This window comes from Lysobacter sp. FW306-1B-D06B, from assembly GCF_038446665.1.
Classification (GTDB): domain Bacteria; phylum Pseudomonadota; class Gammaproteobacteria; order Xanthomonadales; family Xanthomonadaceae; genus Lysobacter_J.
This window is the reverse complement of record NZ_CP151802.1, coordinates 2,551,033-2,568,176: the sequence shown is the minus strand read 5'-3', so window position 1 is coordinate 2,568,176 and position 17,144 is coordinate 2,551,033. Positions and strand designations below refer to the sequence as shown.

The following is a 17,144-nucleotide window of genomic DNA, read 5'->3' as shown; positions in this document are numbered from 1 at the left end:
CGGCGCTGGGGTTGTTTCGGCGCAGCGGTTGTTCGGCGCTTGATAGTTCGAATGCACTGCGCCTGGGTCCCGGCCTTCGCCGGGATGACGGTATAGCTGCTAGACCGAACGGCGGAATCAACGCAGCGCGACTTCGACCTTCGCTCCCGCACGCTCGATCTTCAGCTCGCCCCCCTTCCACTGCGCGGGCTTTCCGTCGATCCGCGTCGCCCCCGGCGCCGTCGCATACGGCCAGGTCAGCACCACACCGCCCGGCGGCACTTTCGTATCGGGCGACAGCGAGAACAGCACACGCCCATCGCGCTCCATCAGCGAATAGCCAAGCGGCCCGTACGTCGTGCGCAGGTTCGAAACGCCGACGCCCTCGCCCGCCAGCCAGCCCGACGGAATGCCCGCGGCGAGCACCAGCGCATCGTCCGCATCGCGCGTGTACGCGAACAGGTCCAACGCCGAACGCACGTAATCCGAAGCAACCCACGCATGCGGCAGATCGCCCACGAAGAACGGCTTGCGCGGCGTGCGCGAGACGACTTCGGCCCATTGGTTCCACGCGCGCGGCTGCTGGTCGGCGAAGAAGAAATCCAGCGCCTCGTGCGCGCGATCGCGCCAGCCCAGGCGGACGAAGGTGCCGATGGTGCGCAGCTCGTAGGGCGTGTAGTCCTTCCACTCGCGCGTGCCATCGCGACGGGCCACGAACTCGCGCCAGTAGCGTTCGAACGTGTTCGTCAGCAGGTCCTGCGGCAACCGCCCCTGTTCGCCGCCGGGCGCGAGCGCGATCGTCGTGGAAGTCGCATCGAAATCGCCCAGCTCCGCCGCACCCGGCAGGAAGTCGATGCCGTGCTGCTGCGTCGCCGCGCGCAGCGAGGCGTACAGGTCGTCGCGGAACTGGTCGCGCGAGACGGCGAACCGCTTCGCATCGTCACCCTTGCCCAGCCACTGCGCGATCTCCACCGCATCCTTGTAGCCGCGCAGCGCCCAGAAGTTGTCCCAGTACGAGTGCATCGGCTTGGCCGAATAGCCTTCGTGGCTGATCGAGGCCGGCATCATTCCGTAGAACGCGGGATTGCGCGCGCGGTTCGCCTCCGTGCGCTCGCTCAGGCGCAGCTTCTCCATGTACTCGAACGCGCCGACCACGTGCGGCCACATCGATTCGAGCAGGGCGCGGTCGCGGTTGAAGCGGTACACCTCGGCGATGGTGAAGATCAGCTCGCCGTGGCTGTCGTTCTCGGGCACCGGATCGCTGCCGCGATCGTCCACGCAGCACGGCACCTTGCCGTTGTCGAATTGATATGGCGCATACCAGCGAAGGAACTCCGTCGCCACGTCTTCGCGGCCCATGCGCAACAGGCCTTCGCCGATCATCGCGCCGTCGCGGATCCACGCGCGCGAATACGAGCGCGTTCCCGGTTGCAGGCGCGGTCCGATGCGGCTGATCAGCATGTGCGCCAGCGCGGTGCGCAGCGTGTCGACGACGTGCTGCCCATGCGCGGGAACACGCAGTTGCACGCGGTCGAGCTTGCTCCGCCACAGCGCGGCGGTGGCCTCCTGTGCCTTGGCGGCGTCGATCGGCGGACGCGGCGGCTGCGGGTCCTTCCCGGTGAGGCGCACGCTCCAGTCGAACTCGCTCGCCTGGCCCGGCGCCAGTTCCACCGAGTACAACAGCGCACCCGATGCGAGCCCGGTGTCGTCGGACACGCTCGTGGTTGAAGGGCCGACCGCGGTGAACACGTTGCCCGTCTCGCAGCCGCCCGCGCAGAACGAAGACCAGTCCGCGCGCGCCATCCGCGCCACCACGTCGCCCTCGTCGAAACGGCTGGCGAAGGCAGCATGGGACTTGCTCGCGCGCACCGGATTCCGGCCCTCGACCGAGATGACGCCTTCGCTCGCGCTGATCGAATGGATCGCACTCACGCCACCGACGGTGCTGAGGAACTGCGTCGGCGGATTCACCTGCATCGGCCGCGCCGCCAGCGCGAAGACGTAACGACGCGGGTGGTCGGAGGTGTTGCGCAGGCGATAGCGCGCGGTGAGATGGGAATTGTCGCGCTCGCCGTGCGCGAAGGCGGTGATGTCGAGGGCGAACTCGGCGTGCTGCCAGTGCACCGAGGGAATCGGCAGGTAGCCGTCCTGCAGCGACTGCGTCGTCTTCACGTCCGCCCACGACACGAGCCGGCCGTCGCTCACCACGAACGGCTCGATGCTGAAGGCGCCCTTGCCCACTTCGATGGCGCCATCCTCGCCGATCAGGCCCTGTTCGACGCCGCCGTCCAGGCCGAGGATCGTCCAGTACGGCTGCTCGCCGCTGAAACCGCGCGGGAAATGCCCACGCGGCGCATCCTTCGCGACGGAACGCACGAAGTCGTTCGGCGTCGCCGCGAAGGCCAGCGGCTCGATCACTACGTCCGCAAGCGCGTAGTACGGCGGCGAGTAAGGCTGCGCATCCTGGCCGGCCTCAAATTGCAGGCGCAGGTAACGCGCCTCCGATTCGGGCAGCGCGATCGGGTCCTGGCCGCCATTGCCACTGGATACTTCGCGCACGTCCTGCCAGTCGCGACCGTCGCGAGACAGCGCGACGCGGTACCGCGTCGCCGCGTGACCCGGCGCCCAGCGCAGGGTCAGTCCACCGAACTCACGCAGACGCCCCAGGTCCACTTCCAGCAGTGGCGCGGGCGACACCTCTACCGGTGCGATCCAGGCACTGGCCGCGTCGTCGTCGACGGCGAACGCCGGAGCGCCGCCGACCATCTCCACGCTGGCGCGTGCCGAAGGACGCGGCGGCGGTGTGGTGTCCACCGGCCGTCGACGGAAGGTTAGCGTGTCCAGGCACACCGTCCCTTTGCCGCCGACGCTGTTGTAGATCGTGAACTCGACCTTGCGACTGTGGCGCAGCGTCGAGTCCGGCGTAGGACCCCATGCACGGCTGATGTGACGTTTCTTGTAGACGACCGGTGTCCACTCCTTGGGAAACTCGAAGCGCGGCTTGTTTACCCACCACACGTTGTCGCCACTGTCGTCGACCAGCTTGAATTGCAGATCGTTGGGCGGCGAGTCGCCACGCACGCGGAAACCGAACTCGTAGTCGTCGGGATAGTCCAGCGGCAGTTCGCGTTGCAGGCCGGCGTAACCGGACACACCGTTGAAATCGTAATCCAGGCACACCGCCTTGCCGTCCGCGCCCGGCACTGTGCGCAGCTTGCCGCTGACCTGATCGGAGGTGACGACCTGCCACGGCGTCGTGGTTTCGAAGGCGTCCAGCACTCGGATCTCTCCGACGCCCTGCGCCCACGCCATCATCGGAACGAGCACACCGGCCCACGCCACACGCTTCACCGCTCTCACCCTTTCACGCTCCCGACCAGCAGGCCCTGCAGGTAGTACCGCTGCAACGCCAGGAACAGGATCAGCACCGGCAACACCGTCACCACCGACCCGGCCATCATCATCTCGTTGTCCTGCACGTGCTCGCGCGACAGCGAGGCCAGCGCGACGGGCAGCGTGAAATGGCCCGAATCGCTGAGCACGATCAGCGGCCACATGAAGTCGTTCCACGCGCCCAGGAACACGAAGATCGCCAGTGTCACCAGAATCGGCTTGAGCACGGGCAGCACGATCTGGAAGAAGATGCGTGTCTCGCTGGCGCCGTCGATGCGCGCCGCTTCCAGCAGTTCGTCCGGGATCGAGCGCGCGTACTGGCGCACCAGGAAAATGCCGAACACGCTCGCCATCAGCGGTACCACCGCGCCGGCGTACGTATTCACCAGCCCCATCTGCTTGAGCATCAGGAACAGCGGCATCATCGTCACCTGCGCCGGGATCACCAGCGCGGCCAGCAACAGTCGGAACACGCGCTCGCGCCCGGCGAACTTCAGCTTGGCGAAGGCGTAACCCGCCATGGTGTTGAGCAGCAGCGCGATGGCCGTGGCGACCGTCGCGATCAGCGTGCTGTTGAGCAGGTAGCGGCCCATGCCGGCGCGGGCGAACAGCTCGTGGTAGTTCGCCAGCGTGGCGTTGGAAGGCCACAACGGCGGCGGGAAGTGGCTGGCCTCGCCGGGCTGCATGAAGGACACCGACAGCATCCACAGCAGCGGCGCGAGGCTGATCACCGCCAGCGCGATCATCAGGCCGTTGACGATGGCACGGGCCAGGCGCGGGGTCATGTCATTCCGCTCCTTTGCGTCGTGCGAACCACAGCAGGCCGCTGGTCGCCACCGTCATCAGCGCGAACAGCAGGAACGCCACCGCCGACGCATTGCCCAGGTTCCACCACTTGAAGCCCTCGTCGTACATCAGGTACAGCACGCTCACCGTGCTTTGCAGCGGCCCACCCTGGGTGATGACGTAAGGCTCGGCGAACAGCTGGAAATAGCCCGACAGCGTGAGGATGCCGACCATCAGCAGCACCGGCCCCAGCTGCGGCAAGGTCACGTTCCAGAACTGCTGCGCGGGCGTGGCGCCGTCGATGCGCGCGGCTTCGTACAGGTCCTCGGGGATCGACTGCAGACCGGCGATGAAGATGATCATGTTGTAGCCGAAGTTCTTCCACGCGGCGAAGGCGATGATGGTCGGCATCGCCCAGGTGGGATCGCCCAGCCAGTCGATCGGATCCAGCCCGATGGAAGTGAGCCCCCAGTTCACCAGTCCGTAGCGCGTGTGGAACAGGTAGCGCCAGATCACCGCCACCGCGACCACCGTGGTGACCACCGGCGCGAAGAACGCGGTGCGGAAGAACGGCTTGAAAACCGCGACCTTGGAATGCAGCAGCAACGCCGCGCCCAGCGACACCGCGATCGACAGCGGCACGCCGACCACGACGAAGTACATCGTGTTGCCCAGCGCCTTCCAGAACAGCGGGTCCTGCAGCAGGTTCCAGTAATTGCCCAGTCCGACGAAGCGCAGGTTCGACAGATCCGCCAGCGAGTAGATGTCGAAATCCGTCAGGCTCAGTGCGAAGGCTGCCAGCACCGGCAATCCGAAGAACAGGCCGATCACCACCAGCGCGGGCGCGGCGAACATCCAGCCGGCGGTGGAGGCGCTGACCCTGGGCGCGATGCTCATCGCGAACCTCCGGTGGCGGCGTCCTGATCCATCATCCAGCGGCGCTTTTCGAGGATGGCGTCGGCGCGGCGGTCGAGTTCCGTCGCCGCTTCGTCCACGGTGTAGCGGCCGGCGACCAGCTGCTCGCCGACGATGCGCAGCTCCTGCGCGATGCGTTCCCACTCCGGTACTTTCGGCGCGGGTTTGGCGCGTTCGAGCTGTTCGCGAAACGGCAACGTGTACGGGTCGGTCGCCAGCGCCTGGCTGCTCTCCCACGCACTGCGGCGTGGCGGCAGGTTGCCCGTGAGCGTGTGGAATCGCACCTGCACCTGCGGATCCGACAGGTACGCGACCAGCTTCCACGCCGCGTCCTTGTTCTTCGCCTGCTGGAACACGACGAAGCTCGCGCCGCCGGCGACGGACGCACCCGGGCCGTCCGCACCCGGCAACGGCATCGTGCCCCACTTGCCTTCCATCGACGGCGGCAGGCGCTTGCGGAATTCGGCGATGTTCCAGGGGCCGTTGACGTAGAAGGTGTAGAGGCCGCGGCCGAACTCGTTCCAGACGTTGGAGATCTGGTTGTTGCTGAAGGGCGGCGCCCACTTCTGCACGAAGATGTCGTTGTAGAACGCCAGCGTGCGGCGGAAGCCGTCGCTGCGGAAATTGCCGTAGCGGCCGTCGTCGCGCAGCAGCGGGTCGGGCTGCTGGATGGCGAGGTTCAGCAGCGGCTCGTACTCGTTGAGCGGCAGCAGGATCGCGTAACGCTCGGGCCCGACGTGGCGCTTCACCGCCGCCATCGCCTCGCGCCATTGCGCCCAGGTGCGCGGCGGTTGCTTCACGCCCGCGGCCTCAAGGATGTCGCGTCGATAGAACGGCAAGCGCGTTTCCACGTACCACGGCACCGCGTACACATGACTGCCGATCACGCCGGTGTCCCACGAGCCCCGGAAGTAATCGTCGGGCGACATCGACGGCGTACGCGCGAGGAACGGCTCCAGCGGCGCGACCGCGCGCAGCTCGACAAACTCTGCCAGCCAGGTGTTGCCCAGCCCGCACACATCGGGCAGGCCGTCACCGGCGAAGGCGGTCAGCAGCTTCTCGTGCGCGGCGGTGACCGGCAGTTGCTGCACTTCCACGCGGATGTCGGGATGCAGGCGTTCGAAGTCGGGGATGAGCTGGCGCACCATCTCGCCTTCGAAGCCCATCGCCCAGAAGCGCACCACCTGGCGCGTGTCGCGCTCGCCTCCGCAACCGGCGATGACGAGCGTGGCGAGCATCGCCAGGACGAACGCCATCCAGCGCGCAACCCTCGTGCCGATGCCTGCCGTGCCGGACGCGCGCGCGTGGATCATCGCAGGCTCACTTCGGCTGCGGCTTGGATTCGGGTGCGGGCGGCGGCGTCTGCGATCCGCGGTTCACGCGCGACTCCGCCTCGCCCAGCGCGCGCGCCGTGGCGGCGTCCTTCTCTTCCTTGGTCTGCGGCTTGGGCTGCGTCGATGCGGTCTCGCCCTCCTTCACCGGTTCCAGCCAACCGCCCTTGAAGCCCGCCTTCTGCAATCCGTCGCGGATGTACTTGTTCCGCTTCATCACGTTCCAGACGAAGTCGTTGCGGTAGTTGGCGATCATCGCCAGGATCGGCCCCTGGTCGATGCCGATGTAATCGCTGGCGACCCAGCCCTCGCCCGGCACGAGGCGGCCGGTCTTGAGCGGGATGTCGAAGTCGAAGCTGCGATTGAACGAATCCAGGAAGCCGTAGCTGGAGTACAGGTACTCGCCGTAGCGTTCGTGGATCGCCACGGTGCTGGGAATGACGATCTCCGGCGCGAACGGCAGCGACGCGATGGCCGCCGTCGGCGCGATGGTGCCGTCGTCGAAGGTGTCGCGCAGGCCGGCGCCGCGTGCGGAGTAGTGGCGGAACTGGCGCTGTTCGCCGCGGAACTCCTGCAGCGTCTGCTGCGGGCCGTCGCTGGCGGTGAGGCCCCACACTTCCGGGCCGTAGTCCTTCCATTTCATCGGATTGGCGATGGCGTAGGCGCGTTGCGCGTAAGCCGCGCGGCGGCTGTTCTCGAAGTAATCGATGCCGCGCTCGCGCATGTAGTCGTCCTGGATGCCGCGGAAGTCGATCCAGACGTGGCTGTACTGATGGCCGAACAACGGGCCGAAGGCCAGGTATTCCTCGCCCTGATAGACGCCCCAGGAGTCGTTGTAGGTGCGCGTCCACACCTCCCATGCTTCCGGCTCCACCGGATGCGTGGGCGAAGCGAGCGCGAGGATGTAGAGCATCATCGCCTCGTTGTAGCCGGTCCAGTCGTGCTGGATGAAGCCGCTCTCGGGGAACCAGCCCATCGAGATCAACGGCGCGTTGCGCTGCAGCCACGGCCAGTCGACGCGGCGATAGAGCGTGTCGGCGATGTCGCGGATTTCCTTCTCGCGCGGATCGTCGCGGTCGTAGTAACTCTGCGCGAACAGCACGCCCATCATCAGCAGCGCCGTGTCCACGCTGGAGAGTTCGACCCAGCTCTGGTAGCGGTGGCCGGTGTCCATCTCCAGGAAGTGGTAGTAGAAGCCGTGATAGGCGCCCTTGCCTTCCGCCTGCTCGCCGGAAGGAATGTCGCGGAAGAACTTCAGCGTGGTGAGCGTGCGGTCCACCGCCTGGCGGCGGCTGACCCAGCCGTTCTCGATGCCGATCGGGTACGCGGTGAGCGCGAAACCGACCGAGGCGATGCTCGCGAAGGGACGCGAGGGATAGCGATCGGGCGTGAGGCCGTTGACTTCGTTCGTCGTATCCCAGAAGAACTGGAACGTGCGCTTCTCGATGTCGCGGAACAGCGGCGGCAGTTCGAGCTTGGTCGGCTTGAGCGGTTCGACTTCCACCGGAGGCGCGGCTGCGATCGGATAGGTCTGTGATGCCGGCTCGTTACGCCCGCAGCCCGAAATGAACACCAGCACCGCCACCAGCGATGCAGTTCCCCAACTGCGTCGGATCGATTGAAACATCAGCACGCTGTTCATCCAGTAAGAAGACACCCCGAGTCCGCCGACCGCCCCGACGAGGTAGGCGGCCGGCGGACCGGGTCAGAAGTTGAAGCCGAGCGAGAGCTTGAACGTACGGGTCGGGAATGCGACCTGCGAGTTCGGTTCACCGAAGTTGGGGTTCGCCGGGGACCCGAAGTTCCCGGGGAAATCGTCGTAGCCGTCGTAGTTCGCCCAGTCGAAGACGTTCAGGATGTCACCGCGCACCCACATCTTGAAGCCCGAACCGGTGTCGAAGTCCTTCTGCGCCGCCAGATCGACCTGCTTGTAACCGAAGTCGCCATCCGGCTTGTACTGATCGATGAAGCAGTTGTTCGGTCGATCGATGTCGAAGCAGTTGACGAAGTAGCGCGGGATCTTCGACGACAGCGTGATCTTGCCCGAGAGCGTCACGCCCCACGGGCCGTCGTAGAGGCCGGTGGCGACGAGGCGGTGATCGGGCACTTCGGCGTCGTTCCAGCCGTACTGGTTGAGCGTGGGGTAATCCAGCGCGAAGACTTCCGGCGACTCGCGCATCTCCTCCGCGTGCAGGAAGGTGTACGCGATGGTGACGCCCCAGCCGGATTCGGCCGTGTACGGCTTCTCCGCCTTCAGGTACAGCGAACTGGTGCGCGTCTTGAGGCCGTTGGTGCCCAGGATCAGGTTGCTGAAACCGTCCAGTCCCTGGTTGAACGGTGAGCCCCACTGGAAGCCGGGCGCGAAGAACGTGCCGTCGTCGCGACGGTTGCCGAGCAACCATGCGAAGCCGTCGTGCCCTTCCACGTACGAGATCGTGGCGTCCGTCAGCCATTCGCCCACGGTGTTACGCATGCCCAGGCTGAACTGGTCGGAGTACGGCACCTTCAGATCGTTGTCGAGCAGGAACACCTCACGTCCACCTCCGTCGGGCGACGCGAGCGCGGCCAGCGTCGCCGGATCGAAGAACGCCGGATTCCAGTCCACGCACGGTTCGGTCGCGAGCGGGCACGTACCGTCGCCGCGGCGGAAGTACACGTTGGTGGCCGGGAACGTGGCCTTGGTGACTTCCAGTTGCAGCCAGTCGAAGAGATTGCGGTCGTAGGCGCGTCCCGCACCGCCGTAGATCACGTGGCGCTGGTCGGCGTTGAGGTCGTAGGAGAAACCCACGCGCGGCTGCCAGGCGTCCTTGAACGAGTCGCGGTTGTTGCCGGTGCTGATGTAGTCGTTGATGTTCACGCCGGAGTTCGGCGCGTTGATCGCCGTGGACGCGCGCAGCGCGTCGACCACGTCGGCGGGCGTGACGAAGTTGGTGTAGCTGGGGCTCTTCTCGTAGTCGTAGCGCAGGCCGAGGTTGAGGATCAGGTGGTCGTTGACCTCCCAGTCGTCCTGGAAATAGATGCCGTACTGCTTGTTGCTCGACTCCGCGCTGCCGTCGCCGACACCCGGCAGGGCCGAACCGAACCGCACGTGGATGGGCTGGACGAGGCTGCCGTTGACGTCGTAGGTGAACTGCGGGTTGTACGGCTGGCGCTCGATCGCGCTGACGTCGACATCCTTGAACTTCACGCCCATCTTCATGGTGTGGCCCGTGAGGCCCGTGTAGGTCAGGTCGTCCTGGAAGCCCCAGCCTTTCTGTCCCTTCTCCTGGAAGTCCGAGCCCGCCCCGCTGCGCGTGATCAGGCGCGCGTTGACGTCGCTGCCGTTGAAGTTGATCAGGTTGTACGCCACGCCGTTGTTGAGCGGGCTGGGGTTGAAGCTAGCGTCCTCGTAGGTGATGTGCGCGTCGTTGAGCCAGGCACCATGGGTGAACTGGTAGCGCAGGTCTACGCGCGTTTCCTCGTTGAGCTTGTTGGTGGCGTAACTGGGCAGGTTGGGACCGTTGCCGAGGTTGGTCAGCTCGCTCTCGTCGCGGTACTTGGTGGTGAATTCGAAATAATGGTCCTCACCCAGCAGCCAGTCGATCTTGGCGAAGTACAGATCTTCCTTGAAGGGCGCGATGAACAGTCCGGTACCGGCCTCTTCCTGCAGCGCTGCCGGCAACCGGTCGATGGTGTAGCCCTCGCCCAGCGTCAGCGAGCGCGCCCGGTCGAACTCCTTCGCCTCGTAGGCCAGGAAGAAGTGCGCCGTGTCGCGCAGGATCGGGCCGCCGAACGTGGCGCCGTATTGTTCGGCACCGGTTTCGGCCTTGGTGTCCAGACGCTCCTCGAAGACCGTGCGCGTGCGCCAGTCCTTGGAGGTGCGGTCCCAGAAGAAGCTGCCTTCGAAGTTGTTGGTGCCCGAGCGCGTGGTGGCCACGATCGCTGCGCTGTTGAGCTGGTCGTACTCGGCCTTGTAGTTCTGCGTGATGATCTTGTATTCGCCGATGGCCGATTGCGGGAACGGGTTGCCGCTGGTGGAGTCCTGGCCGCTGATGCCGCCGCGCAGCACGTAATCCTTCTGGCCGACGCCGTCGATGTAGACGTTGATGCCATTGGGAGTGCCGGCGCCGGAGCGGATGCGCGTGGAGCCGTCGGCGCCCTGCTGGAATTCCATGCCCGGCGCCAGATCGACGAAGGACAGGAAGTTGCGCGAATTCTGCGGAAGCATGTCGATCTGCTTGCCGCTTACGTAGGTGGCGATTTCCGATGTCTTCACTTCCGCCAGCGCCACACCGGTGACGGTGACCGTGTCGACCGTCGTGGCGTCTGCGACCGGACCGGTCTCCGCGACGCCGCCGGCCGAAAGATTCAGCGTGGCGGTCTGGCCGACGGCCAGCGTTACGGTCTTGGTCGTGGTCTGCCCGCCGGCGACCGCGTCGATGCGGTAGGTGCCGGGCGGGAGGCCGCCGACGTTGTAGGTACCGTTGACGGCCTGCACCTTGCGCGAGAGTCCGGTGGCCGTGTTGGTGGCGGTGATCTGCGCATCGCTCGCGGGGGCCGAGTCGACGGTGACCTGTCCACGGATGGTCGCCGAGGTGCTCTGCGCCATCACCGCGGGGGCGGCGACGGCCAGGCAACTGGCCAGGGCGCAGGCAAGCAGCCTGCGCGACGGAAGGCGGGGGAACCTTGAATTCATATGCTTCCTCTCTCCAAAAGCATGTCGAACCGCATGGAATCGTTTACAGCGAACAGCCACAAGAATCCGTGACGCTCAGCGGGCGTTGGTCACGGAGAACGCGGGGAAGGCGTGGGCGAACCGCTCGACTCGCGCACGATCAGCTCCGTCGAAAGCACCGACGATTCGCTGGCCGCATCTCCGGCGACCTGCGCGATGAGCAATCGGGCCGCGCGCGCGCCGAGTTCGGCGATGTTGACGCGGATGGTCGTGAGCGCCGGGTGGACGTAGCGCGCCAGAGGAATGTCGTCGAAGCCGGCCACGGCGATGTCGCCCGGCACGTTCACGCCGGCCTGCGCGAAGGCGAACAGGCAGCCCAGCGCCATCATGTCGTTGGCGGCGAACACGGCATCGGGCCGCTGCGCGGCGGCGAGCAACTCGTGTCCGGCACGGTGCCCGGAGGCTTCGGAGAAGTCGCCCTGCAACACCCATTCGGCGGTGCCGGGCAGTCGCTGCGCGAGCGCATCGCGATAGCCGCGCAGACGCTCGTGCGCATCGAAATTGCCGGTGGGACCGGCGATGAAGGCGATGCGACGATGGCCGATGGCGACGAGGTGCTCGACCATCGTCACCGCGCCGCCGTAGTTGTCGACGCCCAGCACGGCGGTGCCGTCGAGTTCGGCCTGGCTGTTGATGAGCAGGGTCGGCAGCGACGGATCGAGGTGTTCGCCCAGGCTCGGCGTTTCGACGAAGGGCGACATGACGATCAGTCCGTCGACGCGTCCGCGCATCGCGCGCAGCGCGGCGCCCTGCTCTTCCGGATTGCCGTGATAGCTGGACACCAGCAGGTGCAGCCGTTGCGCGCGGGCGATCTGGTCGATGCCGCGGATGAGCTCGGAGAAGAATTCGCCGTGCAGGTCCGGCAGGACCACGCCGAGCGTCTGGGTGCGCCGGCTGCTCAGGCTGCGCGCGGCGGCGTGCGGCGTGTAGCGCAACTCCTGCGCGGCGGCGAAGACGCGGTTGCGGACGTCTTCGGCCACGTTGCCGTGGCCATTGAGCGCGCGCGAAACGGTGGCCACCGATACCTGCGCCACGCGGGCGACGTCTTTAATGGTTACGCTCGACACGCAGGGCCTCCGCGGACAATGCGCGCGGACTGTAATCGTTTTCAAATTCGAGTGTAAAGCGGACGTTATGTCGTTGCGCGAAACGTCGCCAACGTCTGCCTTCCTGCCACCAATCCACGCGACCATTGCTGCGCCGCGACAACGACGCGCAGCCGACTCGCCGGGCTCATTCCGCCTCGGCCGGGGTCCGCGCGCGGATCGCCAATGCGTGGATATCGGTGTCCATCAGGTTGCCGAGCGCGGCGTAGATCGCGCGATGGCGGGCAATCGGCGTCAGCCCGGCGAAGGCCGCGCTGACCACGTCCACCCGGAAGTGCCCTCGCCCGTCCGCCGCGCCGGCATGCCCGGCGTGGCGGTGGCTTTCGTCCTCGATCTCCAGCGAAATCGGGGCCAGGGCCGCCTCCAGCGCAGTGCGGATCGCGGCCGCGCGCTCGGCCCTGGGCAGCGGGCGGCCGCTCACGGCAGCACCTTGCGGAACGGACGAACCTCCACGCGCTGGTAGACGCCGGCGGCCACGTAGGGATCGGCATCGGCCCAGGCGCGGGCGGCCTGGAGGGACTCGAACTCCGCGATGACCACGCTCCCGCTGAAGCCGGCCGGGCCCGGATCTTCGGCGTCGATGGCCGGGCACGGCCCGGCGAGCAGCAGCCGGCCCTCGTCGCGCAGCGCGGTCAGGCGCGCCAGGTGCTCGGGCCGCGCAGCCAGCCGCTGGGCGAGCACGTCCTTGCCGTCATAGCCTTCGATCACGTACCACATGCGCCGTGCGTCCTCGGATTGGGGGAAACGAGCTGAATTGTAGTCGGCAAGCGGCTGGACACGGCCCGGGCGAGGCCGTACCCTTGCCTTCACAAGGCCGGCTGCAGCGGCCCGACGCGACCGGCTCCCCACACCGTCGCCTCGCACGCACCCAGGTGCGCCGCTGCCCCCGACGGCCCCGAGCCCGAAACCCCAAGTCGCCCGCCACGCCCTCGCGTGACGCGCCGGCCATGGCCGTTCGGACCGGGCCCGACGTTCCGACAAGTTCGTCTTAGCAAGTCCGTTGCATCCCCGGTGGCCCCGACGGCCGCCAGCCTGAGCGATATGCAGTGCCGTGGCCCGGAGGGGCCGCCTCCGAATGACCGAAGAACGCGCAGCCGACGCGAGCGATCCGCAACCCGTGGCCGCCCCGGCCCACACCACGCCTCAGCAGCAGGAAATGCGGCTGGCGGTGGTGCACGGCCAGCCCGTGTTGCAGATCCCGCAGGACCTGTACATCCCGCCGGATGCGCTGGAGGTCATCCTCGAGGCGTTCGAGGGCCCGCTCGACCTGCTGCTGTACCTGATCCGCCGGCAGAACCTGGACATCCTCGACATCCCAGTGGCGGACATCACCCGCCAGTACGTCGATTACATCCAGGCCATGCACGAGATGCGCTTCGAGCTGGCCGCCGACTACCTGGTCATGGCCGCCATGCTGGCCGAGATCAAGTCGCGCATGCTGCTGCCGCGCGCACCGAACGAGGAAGGCGAGGAAGAAGACCCCCGCGCCGAGCTCGTCCGCCGCCTGCAGGAGTACGAGCGTTTCAAGAAGGCCGCCGAGGACATCGATTCCCTGCCCCGCCAGGACCGCGACACCGCGCCGGTGCAGGCCTTCGTCCCGGACCGCGCCTCGGTGCGACTGCCGCCTCCGGTGGATCTGAAGGAAATGCTGCTGGCCCTGCACGACGTGCTCAAGCGCGCCGAGCTGTTCACCCAGCACGCGATCAAGCGCGATGCCCTCAGCGTCCGCCAGCGCATGGGCGAGCTGTTGGAACGCTTGAAGGACGGCGCCTTCTATCGCTTCGAAACGCTGTTCACCGCCGAGGAAGGCAAGCTCGGCATCGTGGTCACGTTCCTGGGCATGCTCACGCTGGCCAAGGAGCAACTGGTGGAAATCGTGCAGGAAGCACCGTTCGCACCGATCTACGTGAAGTCGCTCGCGCTGCTCAAGGACGGGGAAGAGATCGAACTGAGCAGCGAGTTCGACGAGCCGGCAGCCAACGATGGCTGACGGCGCCAAGGCGTCATCCCGCAACACCCCGTCGTCCCCGCGAAAGCAGGAATCCGGCGACCTCCGATTTGGCGTCAAACGCTTCCAAGGCACCGGATGCCCGCGTTCGCGGGACTGACGGGCCAAGAGACTGGAAACCGATCGATCCATGGATCAACAACTGATCACCCGCATCGTCGAAGCCGCGCTGCTGGCGGCGAACCAGCCGCTGACGCTGGCGCAGCTGCACGCGTTGTTCCCCGAAGACCAGCCGGCGCCGGCCGACAGCGTCGAGCAGGCGCTGGAAACCCTGCGCGAAGCCTGTGCCGACCGCGGCGTGGAGCTGGTCGAGGTCTCCTCCGGCTTCCGCTTTCAGGTCAAGGCCGACGTCCACTCCTGGGTGGCGCGCCTGTGGACCGAGCGCCAGACGCGCTACACGCGCGCCACGCTTGAGACCTTGGCACTCATCGCCTACCGCCAGCCGATCACGCGCGGCGAGATCGAGCAGGTGCGCGGCGTGGCGGTCAACAGCAACATCATCAAGGCGCTGGAAGAGCGCGAGTGGATCCGCGTCGTCGGCCACCGCGACGTGCCCGGCAAGCCGGCGCTGTTCGGCACCACGAAGGTGTTCCTGGACTACTTCGGCCTCAAGCGCCTGGACGAACTGCCGCCGCTGTCGGAACTGAAGGACATCGGCGAGCTGGAACCGCAGCTGGCGTTCGAAGGCACGCCGGCTCCGATCGCCGCGGGCATCGCGGACGAAGGCGCCGACGCATCCAACCTCGACGGCGCGCAGGCGTCGGATGAGGACGCGGCCGACGACACCGCCGCCGCGAACGACGGCGGCGCCGACGAAGAAAACGCCGCCGGCGCGGCCGAAGGCGAGGCCGACGACACCGGCAGCGACGAAGCCGCCGACGAGAACGCCGGGCACGCGCAGACCGGCGACTCCGTCGACGAAGTCGCCAATGCCGAGGCTGACGAAGACAACACCGAAATCACCGAAGACGAGGTCACCGACCTCGACATCGACGAAACCGAATATGCCCTCCAGGGCGACCCCGAAGCCGCGCCGGGCAAGCGCGCGGCGGACGCGAACGATCACGAGCAAGACAACGCCGTCGAGACGACGACCGTTCCGAATGATGACGAAGCCGAACTGGCCGAGTCGGAGCAACACAAAAATGACTGAAGAAAAGAGCCGCAAGCTCACCCTCAAACGCGCCGCCGATCCGGACGCCACCGAGGCGCCGCGATTGGAAGAGCGCCTGCACAAGGTGCTCGCGCAGGCCGGACTGGGTTCGCGCCGCGCGCTGGAACAGCGCATCGCCGACGGCCTGGTGAAGGTCAACGGCGAGACCGCGCAGGTGGGCATGAGCGTGAAGAGCGGCGACCGCATCGAGATCGACGGACGCCAGTTCGTCGCCAGTGCGCTGACCGAAGCCTCGCGGGTGCTGATGTACAACAAGCCCGAAGGCGAAGTGACCACGCGCGAAGACCCCGAAGGCCGCCCGACGGTGTTCGAGGCCCTGCCCGCGCTGAAGGGCGCGCGCTGGATCGCCATCGGCCGCCTGGACATCAACACCACCGGCCTGCTGCTGCTCAGCACCGACGGTGAGCTGGCCAACGCGCTGATGCACCCGTCCTTCGAAGTCGAGCGCGAATACGTCTGCCGCGTGCGCGCGCCGGAAGGCCAGGACGTCGTGCCGGACAACATCGTCGACCGCCTCGCCCGCGGCGTGGCGCTGGAAGACGGCCCGGCCAAGTTCGACGAGATCGAACGCATCGGCGGCACCGATTCGCACGACTGGTTCCGCGTCGTGGTGAAGGAAGGCCGCAACCGCGAAGTGCGCCGCCTGTGGGAGTCGCAGGGCTGCCAGGTGAGCCGCCTCAAGCGAATCCGCTACGGCGAAGTCGCCCTGCCCCGCGAACTGCTGCGCGGCCAGTCGCGCGAACTCGCCTCCGAGGCGGTGGAATCGCTGCGCAACAAGCTCGGTCTGGAAGACGGCACGCCGTCGGCGCTGACGCTGCAGCCGGTGATCGGCCAGCGCAAGGCCGCCAAGTCGACGATCGACCTGACCGGCAAGGCCCGCTCGCACGGCTACGTCGGCGGCCACAACACGGCCGACGAAGGCCGCGAACTGCGCCGCTTCGACCACGTGCGCGAAGACCGCGGTCGCGGTCGCGGCGGCCCGCGCAAGCACGGCGGCCTGACCGTCAGCGGCGAAGCCGCGGCGAAGGCCGGCAACAAGCCGTTCAAGCAGCGCAAGGAAAAGGGTCCCAAGCCGTTGCCGGAAGGCAATCCGGCGGCGTTCCGCACCTGGTACGTGCCCGATGGCGTCGATACCGGCCCGAGCGGTCACCGCAATCCCGATGCACGCGGCCCCCGCAAGCCCTACGGCGACAAGCCGCGCACGGGCGGCGGCGGTCGTGGACCGGGCGGTCCGGGCGGCGGTAGCCGCGGTCCGGGCGGCGGCGGTGCCTACGGCGAACGCGGTCCGCGTCGCGAAGGCGGCTTCGGTGGCGAGCGCAGCGGCGGTGGCGGTTACGGCGAACGCAGCGGCGGTGGCGGTGGCGGTGGCGGTGGCGGCGGCTATGGTGAACGCCGTGGCCCGGGCGGCGGTCAGGGCCAGGGTCAGGGCCAGCGCAGCTCGCGTCCGTACGGCCATCCGGGCAACGCGCCGAGCTTCCCGTCCGATCACGCCAATCCCGGCAGCTTCAACCCGTACGGCGACAAGCCGCGCGCGCCGCGTCCGGGCGGTCGTCCCGGCGGTCCGGGCGGCCCGAAGCCGGCGGGCGGCAAGCCCGGCGGCAACCGTCCGGGCGGCAACCGCGGCCCCGGTGGCGGCGGTCCGCGTCCGGCCGGCGCTGGTCCGCGTCCGGGCGGTCCGCGCGGTGGCGGACGCCCCGGCGGCGGTCGCGGTCCGCGCGGCTGATCGTTGAAGTAGTGA

At 67.4% G+C, this 17,144-nt stretch carries 11 protein-coding genes and 1 pseudogene; 3 read left to right on the top strand and 9 right to left on the bottom strand.

The genetic code is table 11. From position 1 onward, the window contains the following. Nucleotides 1-117: 117 nt before the first annotated feature. From AAFF32_RS11820 to AAFF32_RS11780, 9 genes and pseudogenes are all read right to left on the bottom strand, one after another. Nucleotides 118-3,294 carry a discoidin domain-containing protein gene (locus tag AAFF32_RS11820; RefSeq protein WP_342317271.1) on the bottom strand — a complete coding sequence of 1,059 codons (3,177 nt, stop codon included), beginning with the start codon at nt 3,292-3,294 and terminating at the stop codon, nt 118-120. Between the two features lie 41 nt (nt 3,295-3,335). After that, on the bottom strand, nt 3,336-4,157 hold the full coding sequence (locus tag AAFF32_RS11815) for a carbohydrate ABC transporter permease (protein ID WP_216958169.1): 822 nt from the start codon (nt 4,155-4,157) through the stop codon (nt 3,336-3,338). Between the two features lies 1 nt (nt 4,158). Further along, a complete protein-coding gene (locus tag AAFF32_RS11810) occupies nt 4,159-5,055 on the bottom strand; it encodes a sugar ABC transporter permease (protein WP_342315276.1) in 897 nt (298 codons plus the stop codon). Further along, on the bottom strand, nt 5,052-6,221 hold the full coding sequence (locus tag AAFF32_RS11805; protein WP_342317270.1) for a sugar ABC transporter substrate-binding protein: 1,170 nt from the start codon (nt 6,219-6,221) through the stop codon (nt 5,052-5,054). Before AAFF32_RS11805 ends, AAFF32_RS11810 begins: the two co-directional genes overlap by 4 nt. Next, nucleotides 6,106-7,872, bottom strand: a pseudogene (locus tag AAFF32_RS11800) (glucoamylase family protein); the annotation flags it as partial. The gene AAFF32_RS11805 and the pseudogene AAFF32_RS11800, both read right to left, overlap by 116 nt. Before the next feature lie 237 nt (nt 7,873-8,109). Then, nucleotides 8,110-11,079, bottom strand: coding sequence for a TonB-dependent receptor (locus AAFF32_RS11795; protein WP_342315275.1), 2,970 nt, complete (start codon nt 11,077-11,079; stop codon nt 8,110-8,112). 89 nt (nt 11,080-11,168) lie between these two features. Continuing rightward, entirely contained in the window at nt 11,169-12,185 is a 1,017-nt protein-coding gene (locus AAFF32_RS11790) for a LacI family DNA-binding transcriptional regulator (protein ID WP_342315274.1), read from the bottom strand. Between the two features lie 166 nt (nt 12,186-12,351). Next, nucleotides 12,352-12,645 (bottom strand): BolA family protein, encoded by a 294-nt coding sequence (locus tag AAFF32_RS11785; RefSeq protein ID WP_342315273.1) that lies wholly within the window; start codon nt 12,643-12,645, stop codon nt 12,352-12,354. Then, nucleotides 12,642-12,941 carry a YciI family protein gene (locus AAFF32_RS11780; RefSeq protein WP_216958178.1) on the bottom strand — a complete coding sequence of 100 codons (300 nt, stop codon included), beginning with the start codon at nt 12,939-12,941 and terminating at the stop codon, nt 12,642-12,644. Before AAFF32_RS11780 ends, AAFF32_RS11785 begins: the two co-directional genes overlap by 4 nt. 358 nt (nt 12,942-13,299) lie before the next feature. Between AAFF32_RS11780 and AAFF32_RS11775 the strand changes: the two genes are divergently transcribed. The 3 genes from AAFF32_RS11775 to AAFF32_RS11765 all read left to right on the top strand — a co-directional run bounded on the left by AAFF32_RS11775 (nt 13,300) and on the right by AAFF32_RS11765 (nt 17,129). Continuing rightward, entirely contained in the window at nt 13,300-14,214 is a 915-nt protein-coding gene (locus AAFF32_RS11775; protein ID WP_216958180.1) for a ScpA family protein, read from the top strand. Nucleotides 14,215-14,362: 148 nt separating this feature from the next. Then, nucleotides 14,363-15,385, top strand: coding sequence for an SMC-Scp complex subunit ScpB (scpB, locus tag AAFF32_RS11770; RefSeq protein WP_216958182.1), 1,023 nt, complete (start codon nt 14,363-14,365; stop codon nt 15,383-15,385). Continuing rightward, nucleotides 15,378-17,129 carry a pseudouridine synthase gene (locus AAFF32_RS11765; RefSeq protein WP_342315272.1) on the top strand — a complete coding sequence of 584 codons (1,752 nt, stop codon included), beginning with the start codon at nt 15,378-15,380 and terminating at the stop codon, nt 17,127-17,129. Before scpB ends, AAFF32_RS11765 begins: the two co-directional genes overlap by 8 nt. Nucleotides 17,130-17,144: the final 15 nt, after the last annotated feature.